The sequence below is a fragment of the Arthrobacter sp. P1_D12 genome (assembly GCF_056406175.1).
This window is the reverse complement of the sequence record NZ_JBFUAR010000040.1, coordinates 1-16,238: the sequence shown is the minus strand read 5'-3', so window position 1 is coordinate 16,238 and position 16,238 is coordinate 1. Positions and strand designations below refer to the sequence as shown.

The 16,238-nt window shown below is 64.3% G+C and carries 14 protein-coding genes; 10 read left to right on the top strand and 4 right to left on the bottom strand.

Features of this window, described 5'->3' with window-relative positions; genetic code table 11:
• Together AC1DZV_RS21410 and AC1DZV_RS21405 are read left to right on the top strand one after the other, a co-directional pair.
• Positions 1–1,254 (top strand): HNH endonuclease signature motif containing protein (locus tag AC1DZV_RS21410; RefSeq protein ID WP_476954526.1); only part of this gene is annotated, 1,254 nt, incomplete at its 5' end.
• Between the two features lie 143 nt (positions 1,255–1,397).
• Positions 1,398–1,916: a DUF2087 domain-containing protein gene (locus AC1DZV_RS21405; protein WP_476954525.1), complete on the top strand. Its 519-nt coding sequence runs from the start codon at positions 1,398–1,400 to the stop codon at positions 1,914–1,916.
• Positions 1,917–2,055: 139 nt separating this feature from the next.
• Here the strand turns inward: AC1DZV_RS21405 and AC1DZV_RS21400 are convergent, their stop codons facing one another.
• Positions 2,056–2,361: a hypothetical protein gene (locus AC1DZV_RS21400; protein WP_476954524.1), complete on the bottom strand. Its 306-nt coding sequence runs from the start codon at positions 2,359–2,361 to the stop codon at positions 2,056–2,058.
• 385 nt (positions 2,362–2,746) lie between these two features.
• On the opposite strand from AC1DZV_RS21400, the gene AC1DZV_RS21395 reads away from it, so the two are divergent.
• From AC1DZV_RS21395 to AC1DZV_RS21385, 3 genes are all read left to right on the top strand, one after another.
• Complete coding sequence (locus AC1DZV_RS21395; protein ID WP_476954523.1) at positions 2,747–4,249, top strand: phospholipase D family protein; 1,503 nt, start codon at positions 2,747–2,749, stop codon at positions 4,247–4,249.
• Positions 4,250–4,487: 238 nt separating this feature from the next.
• Entirely contained in the window at positions 4,488–4,868 is a 381-nt protein-coding gene (locus AC1DZV_RS21390) for a nuclear transport factor 2 family protein (protein WP_476952310.1), read from the top strand.
• Between the two features lie 244 nt (positions 4,869–5,112).
• The gene (locus AC1DZV_RS21385; protein WP_476952311.1) at positions 5,113–5,919 is read left to right on the top strand and encodes an SDR family NAD(P)-dependent oxidoreductase; all 807 of its coding nucleotides are present in this window, start codon (positions 5,113–5,115) and stop codon (positions 5,917–5,919) included.
• 85 nt (positions 5,920–6,004) lie between these two features.
• Here AC1DZV_RS21385 and AC1DZV_RS21380 read toward each other — a convergent pair whose 3' ends face one another.
• Both AC1DZV_RS21380 and AC1DZV_RS21375 read right to left on the bottom strand, forming a co-directional pair.
• Positions 6,005–6,865: a 3-hydroxyacyl-CoA dehydrogenase gene (locus AC1DZV_RS21380; RefSeq protein WP_476952312.1), complete on the bottom strand. Its 861-nt coding sequence runs from the start codon at positions 6,863–6,865 to the stop codon at positions 6,005–6,007.
• A 25-nt stretch (positions 6,866–6,890) separates the two neighbouring features.
• Complete coding sequence (locus AC1DZV_RS21375; RefSeq protein WP_476952313.1) at positions 6,891–7,523, bottom strand: TetR/AcrR family transcriptional regulator; 633 nt, start codon at positions 7,521–7,523, stop codon at positions 6,891–6,893.
• A 69-nt stretch (positions 7,524–7,592) separates the two neighbouring features.
• On the opposite strand from AC1DZV_RS21375, the gene AC1DZV_RS21370 reads away from it, so the two are divergent.
• Both AC1DZV_RS21370 and AC1DZV_RS21365 read left to right on the top strand, forming a co-directional pair.
• Entirely contained in the window at positions 7,593–10,001 is a 2,409-nt protein-coding gene (locus tag AC1DZV_RS21370; protein ID WP_476952314.1) for an alpha/beta fold hydrolase, read from the top strand.
• A gap of 241 nt (positions 10,002–10,242) precedes the next feature.
• On the top strand, positions 10,243–10,878 hold the full coding sequence (locus tag AC1DZV_RS21365; protein ID WP_476952315.1) for a hypothetical protein: 636 nt from the start codon (positions 10,243–10,245) through the stop codon (positions 10,876–10,878).
• A 342-nt stretch (positions 10,879–11,220) separates the two neighbouring features.
• Here AC1DZV_RS21365 and AC1DZV_RS21360 read toward each other — a convergent pair whose 3' ends face one another.
• Positions 11,221–11,892 (bottom strand): endonuclease/exonuclease/phosphatase family protein, encoded by a 672-nt coding sequence (locus AC1DZV_RS21360; protein ID WP_476952316.1) that lies wholly within the window; start codon positions 11,890–11,892, stop codon positions 11,221–11,223.
• A gap of 1,618 nt (positions 11,893–13,510) precedes the next feature.
• Here AC1DZV_RS21360 and AC1DZV_RS21355 point away from each other — a divergent pair.
• The 3 genes from AC1DZV_RS21355 to AC1DZV_RS21345 all read left to right on the top strand — a co-directional run.
• Positions 13,511–13,681 (top strand): hypothetical protein, encoded by a 171-nt coding sequence (locus tag AC1DZV_RS21355; RefSeq protein WP_476947055.1) that lies wholly within the window; start codon positions 13,511–13,513, stop codon positions 13,679–13,681.
• 512 nt (positions 13,682–14,193) lie between these two features.
• Positions 14,194–14,967 carry a DUF6994 family protein gene (locus AC1DZV_RS21350; protein WP_476950769.1) on the top strand — a complete coding sequence of 258 codons (774 nt, stop codon included), beginning with the start codon at positions 14,194–14,196 and terminating at the stop codon, positions 14,965–14,967.
• Between the two features lie 686 nt (positions 14,968–15,653).
• Positions 15,654–16,238, top strand: a 585-nt coding sequence (locus AC1DZV_RS21345) for a serine hydrolase domain-containing protein (RefSeq protein WP_476954522.1), incomplete at its 3' end; no start/stop codon positions are given.

Here is a 16,238-nt window from a genome sequence, read left to right as displayed (position 1 = left end):
GGGGCGATCTCCTGGCAGCACGCCCGGATCCTCGTGGACGAAACCAGCAGCCTGGATGCGGCCGGGGCGGCCGCTCTCGAGGCACATTTCCTGGACCCAGGTGCGCCGAACCCGGCCCGTGGCTGCCCGGCCGGGGAGCTCGTTCCGTCCCGGTTCCGGGCCAAGGCCCGCGCCTGGCGCGAACGCCACCACCCGGCCGGCATCGAGGAACGCCACACCAGGAGCGCCGCGGACCGGCGGGTCGAGTTCGTCCCGGACCGGGACGGCATGGCCTGGCTCTCCGCCCACCTTCCGGCCGACACCGCCGCCGGGATCTGGGACCGGACCACAGCGGCGGCCCGCGCCCTCCAGGGCCCGGACGAGTCACGGACCCTGGCCCAGCTCCGCGCCGACATCACCGCCACCTGGCTCCTCACCACCGGCACCGGCACGGGTGCGGGAGACGACGGCTGCGCGGCCGGCGGTGGCACCGGTGGATCGGCCGACGGCGGCACCGGCACGGGCACCGGTACGGGGGCGGGAGCTCGTGCGGGGGCGTTTGTTCCGGTCCCGCGGGCGCAGGTCCTGGTCACCGTCCCGGTCCTGTCCCTGCTCGGCGCCACCGACGAACCCGCCATCCTGGACGGATACGGTCCGATCCCGCCGTCGATGGCCCGCCGCCTGATCGCCGACGGCGCCGGCTCCTTCCACCGGGTCCTGACCGACCCCCGGGACGGCGCCCCGCTGGAAATCGGCCGGACCAGCTACCGCCTSACGACGGCCCAGCGCCACTGGCTCCGGCTCCGCGACGGCCGGTGCCCSTTCCCCGGCTGCGGCAACCAYTCCCTGGACAACGAGGCAGACCACCTCCTGGCCTGGGCCGACGGCGGCACCACCGGSATCTCSAACCTSGGCCAGCCCTGCCSSAAACACCACCGGCTCAAACACGCCTCCGCCTGGACACCSGMCSGGGCCAGCARRGACCACCCGCCSGGCTGGACCTCACCGTCCGGACGGCACTATCCCAGTGAACACCAGGACTGGGAACCACCCCACTGGCCCGAGGACTGGGAATCACCCCGCCGGCCCGAGGACTGGCTGCCCCATATCCCGGCCACGTATGAACCCGACACCGACACGGACCCCGCTCAAGGCCAGCCCGCGGATCCGGACCCAGACCTGCCCCCGGACCCCTTCCCGGACTGGCACCAATTCACCGCCGGACACCAATTTCCCGACACAGCGCCGGAATACCGCCTGCTGCAACCCATCTGAACGGACAACCGTCAATGTCCGGGCCATCAGCCTGCCGTCTGCGGGCCCTGTCCGCCACACCCGCGCAGGACTACGATTTTGCCTGTTGACCAAGTACCCGTGACCAGCACAGACGGGGGCAAATGCAGAGTGAGGAAAACGCTGTGACCGGAACGACGATGGTGAGTGGACCGCACTGGCGGCGCGTAGTGGCAGCCCTCGCTAACACGGACGCTCGGACCGCCTACGCGCAGATAGTGCTCGGCGCCAAGCTCCCCGACGTGCTTGCTGACCTGAATGACCACCGGCGAAACCGGGCCATCGCTGTCCTCCTTGAGTCAGGACTCGTGGAACGCAATGCCGCCAGTGACCTTGAGGCACCCGAGGCGATCTTCCGCGACCTCCTCAGGCAGCAACCCCGGCGGCAGCCGCAGACCGGATTGGCCCGCTTCATGCGCTTGGGGAGGATCGAGAGGTATCCAGCCAACGTGACGGAACGGCGGGAGCTCCTGGCCTGGATCGTCAGCGAAGCTATTGAGCCGGGCGAACACCTAACGGAAAAGCAGGTTAATGAACGACTGCTCGGTTATACCGATGACGTCGTCATGCTGCGCCGCTACATGATCGACTTCGGACTATTGGAACGGACGGCCTCGGGTTCCTCATACTCCCGGCAGGCATAATGCGGGCTCCAGGCGGGCATTAGGTGGGCTTTGAACTCGACGCTCTCTTAGCGCCCAAACCTGCCCGAGAGCCAACATTGGCACCCACGGGATGCAGCGGTTTCTTGTGCCACCGCGAGTCCAGCAGGATTCTCAGCGGTCAGCCCGCGCCCTGGCCCTCGCGGGCCACTTCTTCCAGAATCCTGGCTGTCGGCGCTGCCGTCATCAGCTGCCCGATCACCTCAGGTTTGTCCCACACCTGGCTGCGCAACTTTTCCAGAAAGACGGTAGCGGCGTCCCTGGTGTCGAAATCAAGGAGCACGGCCACGCTGTTCCGGTCCTCGGTGTCCCGGAACAGGCGGACAGCCCGGGCGCCGGAGGCGGCGCGGCCTGCGGGATCGCTGTCGAAGACCTTCTTAAAGGCCTCGTAGTCCCGGACCGGATAGCTAATCTGCAGGGTGAACATCGTCGTTCCTTTCCCTCGGGCTGTGTCAGGACCACGATAGGCCGTCCAGCGTCATCCCGGTAGGGCCGGAGAGCGGCTTGATCCGGTGCTGCGCCGCCTTCCTTACAAGCAATCCCTATGTATCAGTTCAAGTGGGCGCCCAACACGAGCGGGCGTTCCGCTGGTCCGCTGATACCGGACACCTTTGACCCGGTCGGTGACATCAGGCAGCACAGTCGCTACGTTGAAGATCGGACACTAGTGCCCTGGGCTCGGGCGCCGAAAGAAGGACTAAGTGGACAGTGATGCTGGTACGTGGTTTCTGAGTCGCGCCGAGCGGGGGAATCTGGCCACAGACGTCCACGCGGGGGTTGCCGGATCGCCAGCGTGGTCGGAGGGCAATCTAGTGCGACCCCTGATTCATGGAGCGACCTACTTCGCCCGGCTGCATGAGGAATTGACTGCCCTGCAGGCGGGAGACCGCGTATGGTTCACCGACTGGCGTGGCGACGCCGACGAGCGGCTGCTGGCCGACGGACCGTCGATCGGCGAGGTGCTCGCGGGCTTGGCCCGCGCGGGCGTGGAAGTGCGGGGCCTTGTCTGGAGATCCCACGGAGAGCGCGTATCGGCCCCGATCAGCAGCCGATCCAACGAGCTGCTAAGCCGTCAGGTCAACGACGCCGGCGGAGAGGTCCTGCTGGACCAGCGTGTACGCCTGTTCGGCTCCCATCACCAAAAACTGTTCGTCATCCGCCATCGTGACAATCCGTCGCGGGACGTCGCGTTCGTTGGCGGGATCGACCTTTCCCACACCCGTCGGGACGACACCGACCATGCGGGAGACCCGCAAGCGGTGGACATGGATTCCCGGTACGGGGAACGACCCCCGTGGCACGATGCCGCCCTCGAACTGCGTGGCCCCGTGGTGGCAGATGTCCTGGCTGTGTTTGCTGAACGGTGGAATGACCCCCATCCCCTGGACCGGCGCACCCCCTACCGGATGCTGCTGCAACGTCTGGCCCGAATGCCCCGGCACCCCGAACCGCTCCCGGAGGCGGCGCCGCCGCCCCCACCGGCGGGCCCTCACTCCGTGCAGCTGCTGCGCACCTACGGGGTGAAACGTCCTCCGTTCCCGTTCGCGCCCGAAGGGGAACGCAGCATTGCCCGCGGCTATGCGAAGACCTTCGCCCGCGCCCGCTCGCTGATCTACATCGAGGACCAGTACCTGTGGTCGACAGAGGTCGCAACCGGAATTGCGGAGGCCCTGGAACGCAACCCCGAATTGAACGTGATCGCCGTCGTCCCCCGCTACCCCGACTCCGACGGTGCTGTCGCAGGACCGGCTATCCGGATCGGCCAACTGCGTGCCATCAGGATGCTGCGCCGGGTCGCGCCGGACAGGGTCGGCGTGTTCGACCTGGAGAACAGCGCCGGAACTCCGATCTACGTCCACGCCAAAGTCTGCATCATCGACGACACCTGGTTCACCTGCGGCTCAGACAACTTCAACCGCCGGTCCTGGACCAACGACAGCGAGCTCACCTGCGCCGTACTAGACGCCACTGCTGACAACGGGGAAACTCCCGGCACAGACTCGGGCCACGACGCTTCCCGGCCGTTGGCCCACGGGCTCCGGCTCCAACTCTGGGCAGAACATCTTGGCCTGGACCAGGACGATCCACGGCTCCTCGACCCGGCAGCCGGTCTCAAGCTTTGGAACACCACCGCAGACGCTCTCGACCAATGGCACGAAACCGGGCACCGCTCGCCCCGCCCCACCGGACACGTGCGCCACCACACCCCAGAGCCCGTGTCGTCCCGCCAACGTCTCTGGGCGGTTCCGATGAGCCGCCTCGTCGTTGACCCGGACGGCCGCCCCCGCCGGCTGCGTGGCACTACAGAGTTCTAGGCAAGACGCTGACGGCCGCGAACCAGCAGAAGGCCGGAACGACTCCGGGGACTTCAGCCCCGCCACGCCGCTGAAACGACGGTGAGCACCACGCCGCAGCGGCAGCCCTCCTCGACGTCGTGACTTCTGTACTCAACGGATATAACCTGACCGGCGACGATCCGGTCCACATTGAACCGCGTTCTCCGCCTCATCGATGTGCAGAGCTTGAAGATTTCAATCTTAAGGAGGACTGCCGATGTCCACGCTGAGCAAGGCTGCGCCAGACGTACTCCAGCGCTACTACCGGATCCTGGCCGCCGGCATAGATGCGTTCGACCCCGACGGCGAGCTTCGCACTTTGCTCGTCGACGGCCTCGAATTTGAAGGTCCGATCGCAGGGAAGCGCACAGGGGCCGCCGGATTCTGCCAAGGCGTAAAGGGCTTCATCGCCACGGTGTCGGACCTCGAGATCATCCAAGAGGTCCACGGCGCAGATGGCTCCGCGATACTCTACGACGCCCGCATGCCGGCCGGGTTTGTCAGGCTCGCAGAGTTCTTCCGCTTCGACAACGGCAAGATCTCGACACTCCGGATTCACTACGATCCCGCCGACTACGTGCGACAAGGCGGCCGCTGATCTTCCTCCCCGCCCGAGGCAGACGCCGGCGTCGCGGAATGATTCAGTCTAAATCCGTCCGCGGCGTCCCGACAGACCCCCGATAATTGCCCCGATGCGATGGAACAGCGCCGCTTGGGAACCACCCGGCGGACAACCACCTCGGAACTTTCACCACGCCTGCGCTCTTGCTCTCCCCGGCCGCTGCGCGTATGAGAGAAGCATGGGTTCGCGACGAGATGTCCTCCGCGGTCGCGTGGCAGTCGTGACTGGCTCGACGCGCGGCCTGGGGTTGGCCATGGCCCGGTTGCTGGGGCATCAGGGTGCGACGGTGGTGCTGGCGTCCAGGTCGGACGCCGACGTCGAGGCCGCCGTCGAGCGGCTGCATGCGGAAGGGATCGCGGCATCCGGGCGTCAGTGCGACACCGGTGAGCTGGCCGACGTCGAGGCCCTGCGCGACGAGGCCCTTAGCCGCGGGACGCTCGACATCTGGGTCAACAACGCCGGAGCTTCCGGTGTCTTCGGGCCGACGGCGTCCACGCCGGTCGAGGACTTCACGCAAGTGGTGCGCACGAACATCCTCGGCACGTTCCACGGGTCGAGGGTGGCGTTGCCGGTGTTCATCGGCCAAGGTCGCGGCGACCTCGTCAACGTGTACGGCCACGGCGACCAGGGGCCGGTGGCCCTGCAGAACGCGTATGCGTCAAGCAAGCGTTGGGTCCGCCAGTTCACCGAGACGTTGCGGGTGGAGACCAAGGGCACCGGCGTCCGGGTGCATGGCATGAATCCGGGCCTGGTGATCACGGACATGCTGGGGCACGTCACGTCCCAGCCCGGGTACCAGCATCGACTGGGCGGGTTGCAGGTCGTCGTCGGGCTGTGGGGGCAGACCCCTGACGACGCCGCGCGCCCGCTCCTGGACCTCGTAACGTCGGACGCCGCCGAGTTCCGGTATCTGACCAAGACGACCATGGTGACCCGCGGGGTGCGCAATGTGCTGGCCGGACGCCTCCGTCGCGCCAGGCGCATGCCCCTGGACGTCACCGTCCTGGACACGAACCGCCAGGGCTGACCGGGTCCGTGTAAAAAGCGGTTCCGCAGCCACTCCCGCTCCGCTGGACCGTCCGTCAGCACCGTCCGTCAGCCCATGCGAAGACTTAGTAGGTGTAAAAACCCTCGCCCGTCTCGACGCCGAGCTTGCCCTGGTCGATGTAGTTGTCCTTGAGGTACCGGGCGAAGGCCTGAGATCCGGGGTCTGGCGATGAGGCGGCAATGTTGTAGGCGGTTCCCAGCCCGACGACGTCGTAGATCTGGAACGGACCGCTCGGCGCTCCGGTGGCAATGCGCCACGTCTTGTCGATCGTTTCCGGGCTGGCGACGCCTTGGAGCAGCAGGCCGGCGGCCGCGTTCAGGAGCGGGACCAGCAGGGAGTTCAGCACGTAGCCGGCCTTCTCCTTCCTGATCTCGATCGGCTCCAGCCCGCTGTTTCGCGCGAAGTCGACGACGGCGTCGAAGACTGCGGGATCGGTTTCGGCGGTGCCCATCACCTCGGCGATGTTCTGCGCCCAGATGTTGTTGGCGTAATGGATGGCGAGGAAGCGGTCGGGGCGGCCGGTGGAATCTTTGAGATCACTGGGCAGCAAAGTTGATGAGTTCGTGGCGAAGATGGTCTTGGCGGGGGCCAGGTCTGCGAGCGTGCGGTAGACGTCCCGCTTCACCTCGAGCAGCTCAGGAACGGCCTCGATCACGAGGTCTGCATCGGCGACGGCGTCCCCGAGGTTGGCGGTGAGGCGGAGGTTTTCAAGAGCTGCCTCGGCTTTGCTCTCTCCGGCACCGCCGACGTTGGCCGTCCGGTAGATGCCGACAAGCCGGGCGAAGCGCGCCCGGGCCTTCTCCAGGGCGTCGCCGTCGACGTCGTAGGCGGTGACAGCGAATCCGTGGAAGGCGGCCTGATAGGCGATCTGGGAACCGAGCACTCCGGTGCCGAGCACGGTCAAGGTTTTGATCTGGTGGGGCATGCGGGTTCTTCCTTTCCACCCGGCGCTAGGAACGGCCGGGGTTGACGGACCCGTAGATACTGCGGATCCAGATGGTGGATAACACGTCCAGGGCATGGGACTCCGCGATCGCGGGCATCTCCCGGTTGAGGACGGCGGTGATCACCCGCTCGTTCATGAGATTGAGGCTTACGGCCAGGTCATGGGCGTCGATGCCGTCCGGCGCAGCCCCTCGGGCTTGCTCGGACGCGATGACATCGCTCGAGAAATCGACCCAGGACTGCATCGATTTGGACCAGAGGGCGCGCACCTCGTCGTTGCGGGTCCGCGCTGCAATCACCGCGGTGGCGACGCCGCGATGGGCCACGAACACCTCAACGAACATGCCAATGGAGCGCGTCCAGGCTCCCGCGGGGTCACTTTCGAAATTTCGCGGCAACTCGCTGACCCGGTGTTCCACCTCGGAGACCACCCGGTCCAGAAGGGCCAGCAGCATCTCATCCTTGGACGAGAAGTAGAAGTAGAAGGTGGGGCGCGAGATGCCGGCGCCGCGGGCCAGCTCTTCGATCGAAACGTCGTCGAAGGACCGCTCGCCAAGGAGCGCCTCGGCGGTGGCGAGGATCGCGTCCTGGCGTTCATCCCCCGAGACCCGTGCTGTACGTCTTCCACGTGGAGCCATGCGCCCATCCTAACGCGAGGTATCAACACGGTGTTGACTCTCTCGACTTTAAGTCGATAGCGTGGCGTGATGAGCGCGCACGTGGATGTGTTGATTGTCGGAGCCGGGCTGAGCGGCATAGGTTTCGCGAGCCGGCTGAAACGCGAAACACCAGGGAAGACGTTCGCGATCCTGGAGTCCCGGGGCACGGTGGGCGGCACCTGGGATCTCTTCCGATACCCGGGCGTCCGCTCCGACAGCGACATGTACACGCTCGGCTATTCCTTTCGGCCCTGGGCCGGTGCCAAGGCGATTGCCGACGGCGATTCGATCCGCGACTACATCGAGGCGACCATTGCGGACGAGGGCCTTTCCCCGCAGATCCGGCTGAACACCCGGGTGGTCTCTGCCGACTGGTCCAGCGACACCGCGCTGTGGACGGTGACGGCCGTCCGCACCTCCGAGGGCGAATACCGGCACGGCGACCCGGGACCCGGCACCGCCGAGGCGGTCACGTTCACATGCTCTTTCCTGTCTGTGTGCTCAGGCTATTACCGCTATGACGAGGGGTTTACCCCTGCCATTGAGGGCGCCGACACCTTCGCCGGATCGATCGTCCACCCGCAGCACTGGCCGGCCGACCTCGATTACGAGGGCAAGCAGGTGGTGATCATCGGCAGCGGGGCCACCGCGGTGACACTTGTGCCGTCCATGGCGAAGTCGGCCGCGAAGGTGACGATGCTGCAGCGCTCCCCCACGTACATCGCCCCCGTGCCGTCCCGCGACCACCTGGCCGACCGCCTCCGGGGCAAGCTGCCCGCGCAACTGGCGTACGACGTCGTCCGGGTCAAGAACATTCTCTTTTCGATGTTCACGTACCAGCTCAGCCGACGGCGGCCGGAGACCATGAAAGCGATCCTGCGCAAATCTGCGGTCGCCAAGCTGCCGCAGGGCTTTGCGGTGGACACGCACCTGGCGCCGTCGTATCAGCCGTGGGACCAGCGGGTCTGCGCGATCCCCAACGGGGACCTCTACCGCGCGATCAGCGCAGGCACTGCCGACATCGTCACCGACAGGATCTCCCGGATCACGCCGGACGGGATTGACCTGGTCTCGGGCGGGTCGATCCCGGCCGACGTCATCGTCACGGCGACGGGATTGAATCTGCTGGTGATTGGCGGGATGACGCTCACCGTCGACGGCGAGCCCGTGGACGTGGGCAAGGCCCTGACCTACAAGGGCATGATGCTCGACGGCGTGCCCAACTTTGCGCTCACCATCGGGTACACCAATGCATCGTGGACCCTGAAGGCGGATCTGGTCGCAGGCTACGTCTGCCGGCTGCTGAAGCATCTTGACCGGCGGGGACTGCATTGGGTGGTGCCCGCGGCGCCTGCCGATGTCGCCAACGGTGAGCTGTCCTCCCTGATTGACCTGAAGGCCGGCTACATTTTCCGCGGGGCCGATCAGCTGCCCCGGCAGGGTGCCGGTTCACCGTGGCGGCTGCACCAGAACTACTTCCGAGACTTTGCCCTCCTGAGGGCCGGCAGGTTGACCGACCGGGTCCGTTTCGGTCGGCGCGGACAACGGGTGCGGGCGTCCGGTGGGGCGCCATTTGTGCGCCGGGATCCCCTGGCGCTCCCGGGAACGGGATACGTCGACGTCGCAGGCACGCGGTTGCGCTACCGGAAGACCGGCAGCGGCGACCCCGTGCTGGTCCTGCACGGGATCGGCCAGAGCCTGGAGGACTGGAACGGGCAGCACGAGCGGCTCTCGGCACGCCACGCCGTTTACAGCGTGGACCTTCCCGGATTTGCTTACTCGGAACGGCTTTCCGGGCCGGCGACGTTGGCGAAACTGGCCGACGTCCTGCCGGCTTTCCTCGACGCCGTCGGGGTGCACGAGCCGCTCCCCGTGATGGGAAACTCGCTGGGCGGGGCCGTCGCCATGAAACTGGCTGCCGAACACCCGGACCGTGTCTCGGCGCTGGTTCTTGCGAACAGTGCCGGGTTCGGCAAGGAGGTTGCACTGGTATTGCGCCTGCTCGCGGTCGGGCCGCTCGCTTCGTTGCTGCTGCGTCCGGATCCAGGGGCTTCGCGCCGCACCGTCCAGTCGATCTTCTACGACAAAGCACTCGTGACCGACGCCCGCGTTGACCACGCGTTCGCTTTGTCGCAGCGGGCGTCCCACCGCCAAACCCTCCTCGACGTCGCTCGCGACCTCGGAACCATCTTTGGCGTCAGGGCCGGGTGGCGGAGGGCCCTCCTCGGGGCGTTGGCGCAGTCGGAGACTCCCACGCTCGTGGTCTGGGGCGACCACGACCACATCCTCCCGTTCAGCCACCTCGAGGCGGCAGTGGCAGCGTTGCCACACGCCGAGTCGTACACATTCTCGAAGACGGGGCACATGCCGCAGATCGAACGGCCCGACGAGTTCGCCGCGGTGGTGGAGGACTTCCTGTCACGGGTGCCGGCGGGGAGGCAGGCGGCGGCCATCTGAGGCGTGTGGCGATCGGAAGGCATAAATAACTTGCCCTGGCTGTAATTACTGGCCGTGTCCCGGAAACTTTGCTTTCAAGCGGGGCATTCGGTCCGCCGTCATAAGAATTGGGGGCTACACAATGCATTCACATCGCGCCAGACTCTTCACTGCCGTCACCATCGCAGGTTCTTCCATCGGCCTCGCCCTTGCCGGCTGTGGGCCACAGCCAGGGGCTCCGGCCGCCGCTTCGAGCCTTGTCGTGAGTACCATGGCAGACCGCACGGCGACGTTAACTTTCCCACCTGCTTCCACTGCAGGACCGACGGCAACTGCCGCCAGGGCGGTACCGGCGTCGGAGGTTCCCGCCTCAGCGGGTAAGCACGGGTCTCCCGCGCTGAAGACCTTCACGTTCCCGGACGGACACATCTCGTTCGCCTATCCGGAGACGTGGACCGTGCGAACCGTGCACCCGCCCGCCGGCCTTCCCGGCGTTGAGGTCACCGTTGCTGACGGTGCGGGAAACGATCTGCTCTTCCTGGCCAACGGCGTCACTGCAGGGTGTGCTGGCGGTCCCGTGACGCGTCACGTGTTCGATCACAAGGCAGTTTCCGGAATGACGGCGCCGGACGGCAAGAAGCCCGTCTACGGATTCGCTGTGGAATCCTCTGGTGATGGCGATGCCTACTTCATGGGGCTAACTGATCCCCGGTCGCTGAAGGAGGGCGAAGGCGTCGCATCATGGTGCAATCTCGTCTCCACCGCCAACGCCGGACTGTTCACCCGGGTTCTTTTCGGCGACCCGGGGTTCCCGAACAGGGAGGCCGCGAAGGCCTGGATGGCGACAAACCAATACACCCAACTCAAAGCACTGCTGGTCAGCCTGAGCTACACCTGACGGTCGGACCGAGGATCGCGGTCGCTCGTACCCACGCAGGTGCGAGCGGCCCGATCACGGTCACTTCCCGGTCAGGCCGACACGCAGGCCGGTGGCGCGACGGACGTGTCACCGGAGACAGAAACAAAGGAGATCAACCTCAAAGTCCTCTGATTCCAGTCTGGAAGCATCATCAGGACGGCGGCCCTAACCCGCCGAGCGAGTGGAATGATGCCGGGCTAGAGAACGGGGAAAGATCGGAAGGTCAGTCCAAGCCGGGCTCGCGGAAAGCATGCACCTGGCGCCGGCAATTCGCCACCGCGCGAAGGAAGGTTGCTGGGCCGGCGCCTGACCCGCGTGTTACTAAGCGATGTCCAAGATCAGGGGCATGTGGTCGCTATGCGCCAACCAGTCTTCGGAATCCCCTACTCGGAGATCGGCCGGGATGCCGTCGCTCAGGAATGCGAAGTCAATGTGATGCCCGAATCGGAGGTTCCGGGTGTGAAAGTACGTTTTCGTCGGCTCCGCCCCCTGGTCGTTCACCGCGTCGCGGTGGTACACGCTGCTGAGCCCAAGCCCAGCGAGCTTTTCGACCAGCATGCTGTGGTTCCTCTTGGGATGCGCCCTGTCCCAGACCGTGTTGCTGTTGAAGTCCCCCATTAGCAACGCCCTGCCGCCGGCGAGGAATTCTGCGTTACGGTCGACTATCTCATGGGTCACGCGAACATACCTTAGATCGCGATTCAACTGATGCGCCCAAAGGGCAATGATGTTGAGGCCGTCGATCGAAAAGGGAAGATGCCAGGGCAAATTGGGATCCGCGTGTTCTGAAATTTTGTAGCGAGCGTTGGCGAATCCAATAACTCCGAGACCCTTGTTCAGATTGCTGCCGGTCCATGCCGCGAAGGGTTGCTCAGCCGCGGAAATGTCTTTCTTGGCCACCTCTTGGAGTATGACGACGTCAGGCTGCAGCGCCTCGATCAGGTGCCGTTTCTTGTAGTACGCCATAGAGCAGTTCCACGAGACGATTCTCACTGTGTTCCTTTGTGCTCGGCGAAAGTGATGATGGCATCTTACCGGCGCCACTTGCCGGCGGGGTTCTGGCCGTGGGCGTATGGCAGGCCTCCCGTATCGGCACCGACCTTTGCCTGTAATACCGGGCACAGCCAGCGCCGCGCGTCATTGCGTGCGGGGCAAAATCTCTACCAATTCGCCACTGGCTGCGTCACGTACATCGATGTCGATCCCGCCGTCGCCCCCCGCGTCCGTCAATGGCCTGGGCAACATGCCCTCCCCTATCTCGGTCACGAACAATCAATGACACTGCAGTCGAGTTGAAGTCCGTCTCCAGGATCGTCCTCCAGTCGATTGACGACTTTGAGCTCATGACCACCTCATCTTTCGAGCTTCAACACAGCTTCGTAAGCATCTGAGCTGGCCTCCGGAGCAACCGAAGGCGGGCCTACAGATCCACGGGAATTGATCGTGGTCGATAAGAGTTACTGCCTCCGGCGCAGGAGCGACGGAGGCAACATTTTACGAGCAGCAGTGAGCGGCAACTCCGCTTCGAAGATGTAGATGGACAGGCTACTTGGTACCGAGGACCACTTTCGCTACCGCGTATTTCCGCGATCGCAGGAGCCCGTGCGCGCCATGACATGGACAAACCAGATGGTCCTTTATGCTCCTGTCGTGGTTCCGGATCCGCCTCCTTTTGCTCGCCCTGAGATTTAGAGGCGGCCCAGTCGTGACACAAGGGACTCGATTCTCCAACTGCGCCGCACTGTACGGCCGGAACCTCTCGCGATGCCGAGGGTTTATGTCCCACGTCGGTAGCGAGCCGCCGATGACCTGACACAGGCTGGGCCGTGCTCCAATTCCGGCCAGAACGGAATGAAGGTGCAGGGTGGAAATGGGGGTGGTCCTGACTCAAACCGTCACAAGCAACCGGCGAGTCGTGGGTGGTCCTGGTTCAAGCCGTCACACCGGTCCTGAATCAAACTGCCATAGTCAGAATTGGGACTGAGGACCACGCGGCGCCTATGGTCGGTGAGTCGCAAAAGTAGCTTCAGGTGACCCCAGTTGGCCCCTCTTTACAGCTAGCCCGGCCTGGATCGCTCCGTTACACGGATGAAGCGAGCCTTAATGAGGCGGCCAGCATAGTCGGCGCAGGGTATAAGCTCATCCATGAGCTTATTGGAGGCGCGATGAATATTGACAATTCGGAGTTCCAGGAAGTGCTGTAGACGTTCCGAAGCACGATAAGGACGGAAACCCCATCTCCTTCGATTCGCTGGGCCCGGGCGGCGCCCGGAACGATGACGGTACGCTCAAAGTTCAATACGGGAACCCGAGGCGTCCGAAGCCGGCCAACCAGCCTAGAGCCGACGAGCGGTCGAGCCGCGAGAACGAGGCGCGCCGCAGGCGCGAAGAAGAGGCCGAAGAGCGTCGTCGCCAGCAAAACTTCGACCGCACTCTGCTTCTCATTGACAAGTACGTGATTCCGTTGACGAAAAATTACCTCATTCCGGGTGCGACTAAGTTGTGGGACACCAAGGGCAGACCATTGTGGGACACCAAAGTCGTGCCCGGGGGGAAACGGCTTGCGCAGCGATTGTTCCGCCCGAAGCTGAGCGAGCCAGAGGTCCCAACCGTGAACGGAGATGCTCCTGAGTTCGCAGCCGAGACCGCCAACCCGCCCGCGGCCTTCCGGCACAGTACCAACCACACAGTCGAGATGTCGGCCGAAAAAGAGGCCGTTGAAGACACGGCCGTCGCTGACGTCATCCAGATAGATAAATACCAGGACTGCCGGTCCGCGTAGGGGGTCGGCGGCGTTTGACCTTATGGAGGGCAAGCTGACGTACTGCCTCGAACGTCAGAGTCACGGCGCTGGGCAGGGTGGCCTCACTGCCCGGGAAGCGGCGCAAGTGTTGTGCGCACCAGCAGATGCCCGCCAGCGGGACGCGGTAGGACGGACGGCCATACAGGGAGAGCGCGGTTGATCAGGCCAAGTATGGTCAGCAGCTTGATTAGTTCGCGTTCGATCAGCACGCAGCACACTGAAGCGGAGCCAGGCTAGCCCGTGTGGGAAGGCGTGGATATAGGGGAATTCATCAACCAGAGCAAATCAGGGCGAAGCTTGTCGTAGGCGGCCCGATGCTCTGCAGGCCCGGCGCCAGGTTCTCACCAAGGGATTGGCTAAAGGGGTGGCCGCGGGTCCTTGGAGGAGCCCAATGCCGCCGAAGATTATCATCCAAGTGCTTGCGCGACCGTGCAGTTGTTTCAGCTGCAGGTTCCGCGGTTCGCAAAAGGCGGGCACATAGACTTCCTTCCATGCGCGTCTTCGACATTGCCTTCAACTACCTGCTCGACACCACGCCTCCAGGAAGGGACCCGGACTCCCATAGTCCGCGGCTCAAGGCTGACCATCAGCTGCTCTGGAAGAAGGAGCTATGCGAGGGGCAGCTGTTCGAACTGGCGGTCTCGGAAGTTCCCAAGGTGCGTCGGAAAAACTACCTGATGTTCGAGCAGACGCCCGACAAGTGGTTCACGGTCGGCAGTGACGCCATCACGAACTCCTACACCAGGTGGGGGAAGCCCAAGGCCTTGGTCGAGGCTAAGGCCGAGTTGAGTGAGGAGCAGAAGCGCCGCTATTTCGACCCGCCGTACACGATCGGCAGCGCCATGATCTGGCCCGTCAGGACAATACACCTGCCCACCCTCAACACCGCCAGGGGAATGCGGATACGGATTGCGGACCGGATGGACTTGACTCTGGAATGCATCCGGCGCCACTACGCCAAGGAGCCAGGCAGCCCCCTCGCCGACGTCACCACTAACTATGGGGACTTCTTTGAACTCTTCTGTACGTTCGAGAAGTTCGTGGAGTTCTTCCACTTCCAGGATCTCGTGACGCCGGAGGGGAAGATCGACTTCTTCCTCGAGGAGGATGAGGACAAGGTCTTCACGCGCCTCGGCGTCCCGGTCACGAAGGACGAGTACGTCAGGGTTCAGGAAGCCTCGCTGAAGTTCATAGCGCGGCGGGGCAACCGGATGGCCGACTGGGTCGAGAAGAACCACCGCGACATTGAGGTCCGACGGCAATAAACACCGGCCTGTCCCTACCCGAGAATGCGAGAACAGGCGACGAATCACGGCGCTCCGCCTGTCACAGCATCTAGGAATCTCCCCAGGAGATCGGCCAGTTCGCCTTGCTGGCCTCTCGTTTGAGCAAGTGCTGCAATTCGGTTGCAGGAGAAGCCTCGAAGCGTGGTAGTTGTCTCCCCTATTCCAGGAACCGAGCAGGCGGAAAACTAGGCTGCTGACGCTTCCAGGCGGTCCGAAATTAACAATTGTTAAAGTGCGGAAAATCTACACGCGGACCTGTTAATCTTCGAGCGTACTGGACAACCAGTGTCCAATACGGCCAAAGATTAACAATCGGTCCTTGTGGTTACGGCCTTTTCACGCGGACATTAACAACCTGTCAGACCGGCTTTCCGCCTGTAAGTTAGCAAATCGGACCTGGGCGGCGGAAGGCTCGACTCTACGACTAGGAGGCGCAGCATTTCCTTTCAAACTGTTGAGATGCCCGTCCAGATTCCTGACGAAACCGGCGACCATTGCGCGCTGATCTGCATCGATGCCAAAGCGAAGAACTTTGATCGCCATGGTACTCAGCAACGCCCTGACCAGGAGGCGGTCTCAGACCGGGCTTGGCCGACTCAGCAGGCTGCCTGCGGAGGGACTTTGAGAGCCATGCCTATCCAGAAGACACATTTGAGCGTAAAAGGATGTTCATGGGTGCCTTGCCTGCTTGGTGGCGGACGCGTCTTCGTCTGATCGGTGCCGCGTTTTCCGCGGTTTTGCTTGTCGCTGTGAGCGGTTGCGTGGGAGCCCCTCCCGGCCCGGCCCCTTCCGGGCCGACTCCGCCGAGCGCCGCCGCGATCCAGGCAGCGACTGATTCTCTGGAACGCAGGGTCCAGCACTTCATGGACGGTGGTGCGACGGCCTTTGTTGTGCACCTGCGATGGCCTGGCGGGGAATGGTCCAAGGCCTACGGGGTGCGAAGCCTAGATACCAATGACCCGGCCCAGCCGCAGGACCGGGTATCGGTAGCCAGCATTACGAAGTCGATGGTCGCCGTCTCCGTCCTGAAACTCGTCGACCAGGGACTCATTGGGCTCGATGACCCGGTGAACGGCGTCCTGGAGAGTTTCCGGACCACGCTGCGGCCGCCCGGACCGATCACCGTCCGCCAGTTGCTGGACCACAACTCCGGCATGCCCGACTACGGAGACGCACTGCGGCCGCCCGGACCGATCACCGTCCGCCAGTTGCTGGACCACAACTCCGGCATGCCCGACTACGGAGACGCA

Excerpts from the sequence above, each read along its gene's own strand:
- AC1DZV_RS21400 (WP_476954524.1), bottom strand. The coding sequence starts at position 2,361 with ATGTTCACCCTGCAGATTAGCTATCCGGTCCGGGACTACGAGGCCTTT.
- AC1DZV_RS21390 (WP_476952310.1), top strand. The coding sequence starts at position 4,488 with ATGTCCACGCTGAGCAAGGCTGCGCCAGACGTACTCCAGCGCTACTAC.
- AC1DZV_RS21380 (WP_476952312.1), bottom strand. The coding sequence starts at position 6,865 with ATGCCCCACCAGATCAAAACCTTGACCGTGCTCGGCACCGGAGTGCTC.
- AC1DZV_RS21375 (WP_476952313.1), bottom strand. The coding sequence starts at position 7,523 with ATGGCTCCACGTGGAAGACGTACAGCACGGGTCTCGGGGGATGAACGC.
- AC1DZV_RS21370 (WP_476952314.1), top strand. The coding sequence starts at position 7,593 with ATGAGCGCGCACGTGGATGTGTTGATTGTCGGAGCCGGGCTGAGCGGC.
- AC1DZV_RS21350 (WP_476950769.1), top strand. The coding sequence starts at position 14,194 with ATGCGCGTCTTCGACATTGCCTTCAACTACCTGCTCGACACCACGCCT.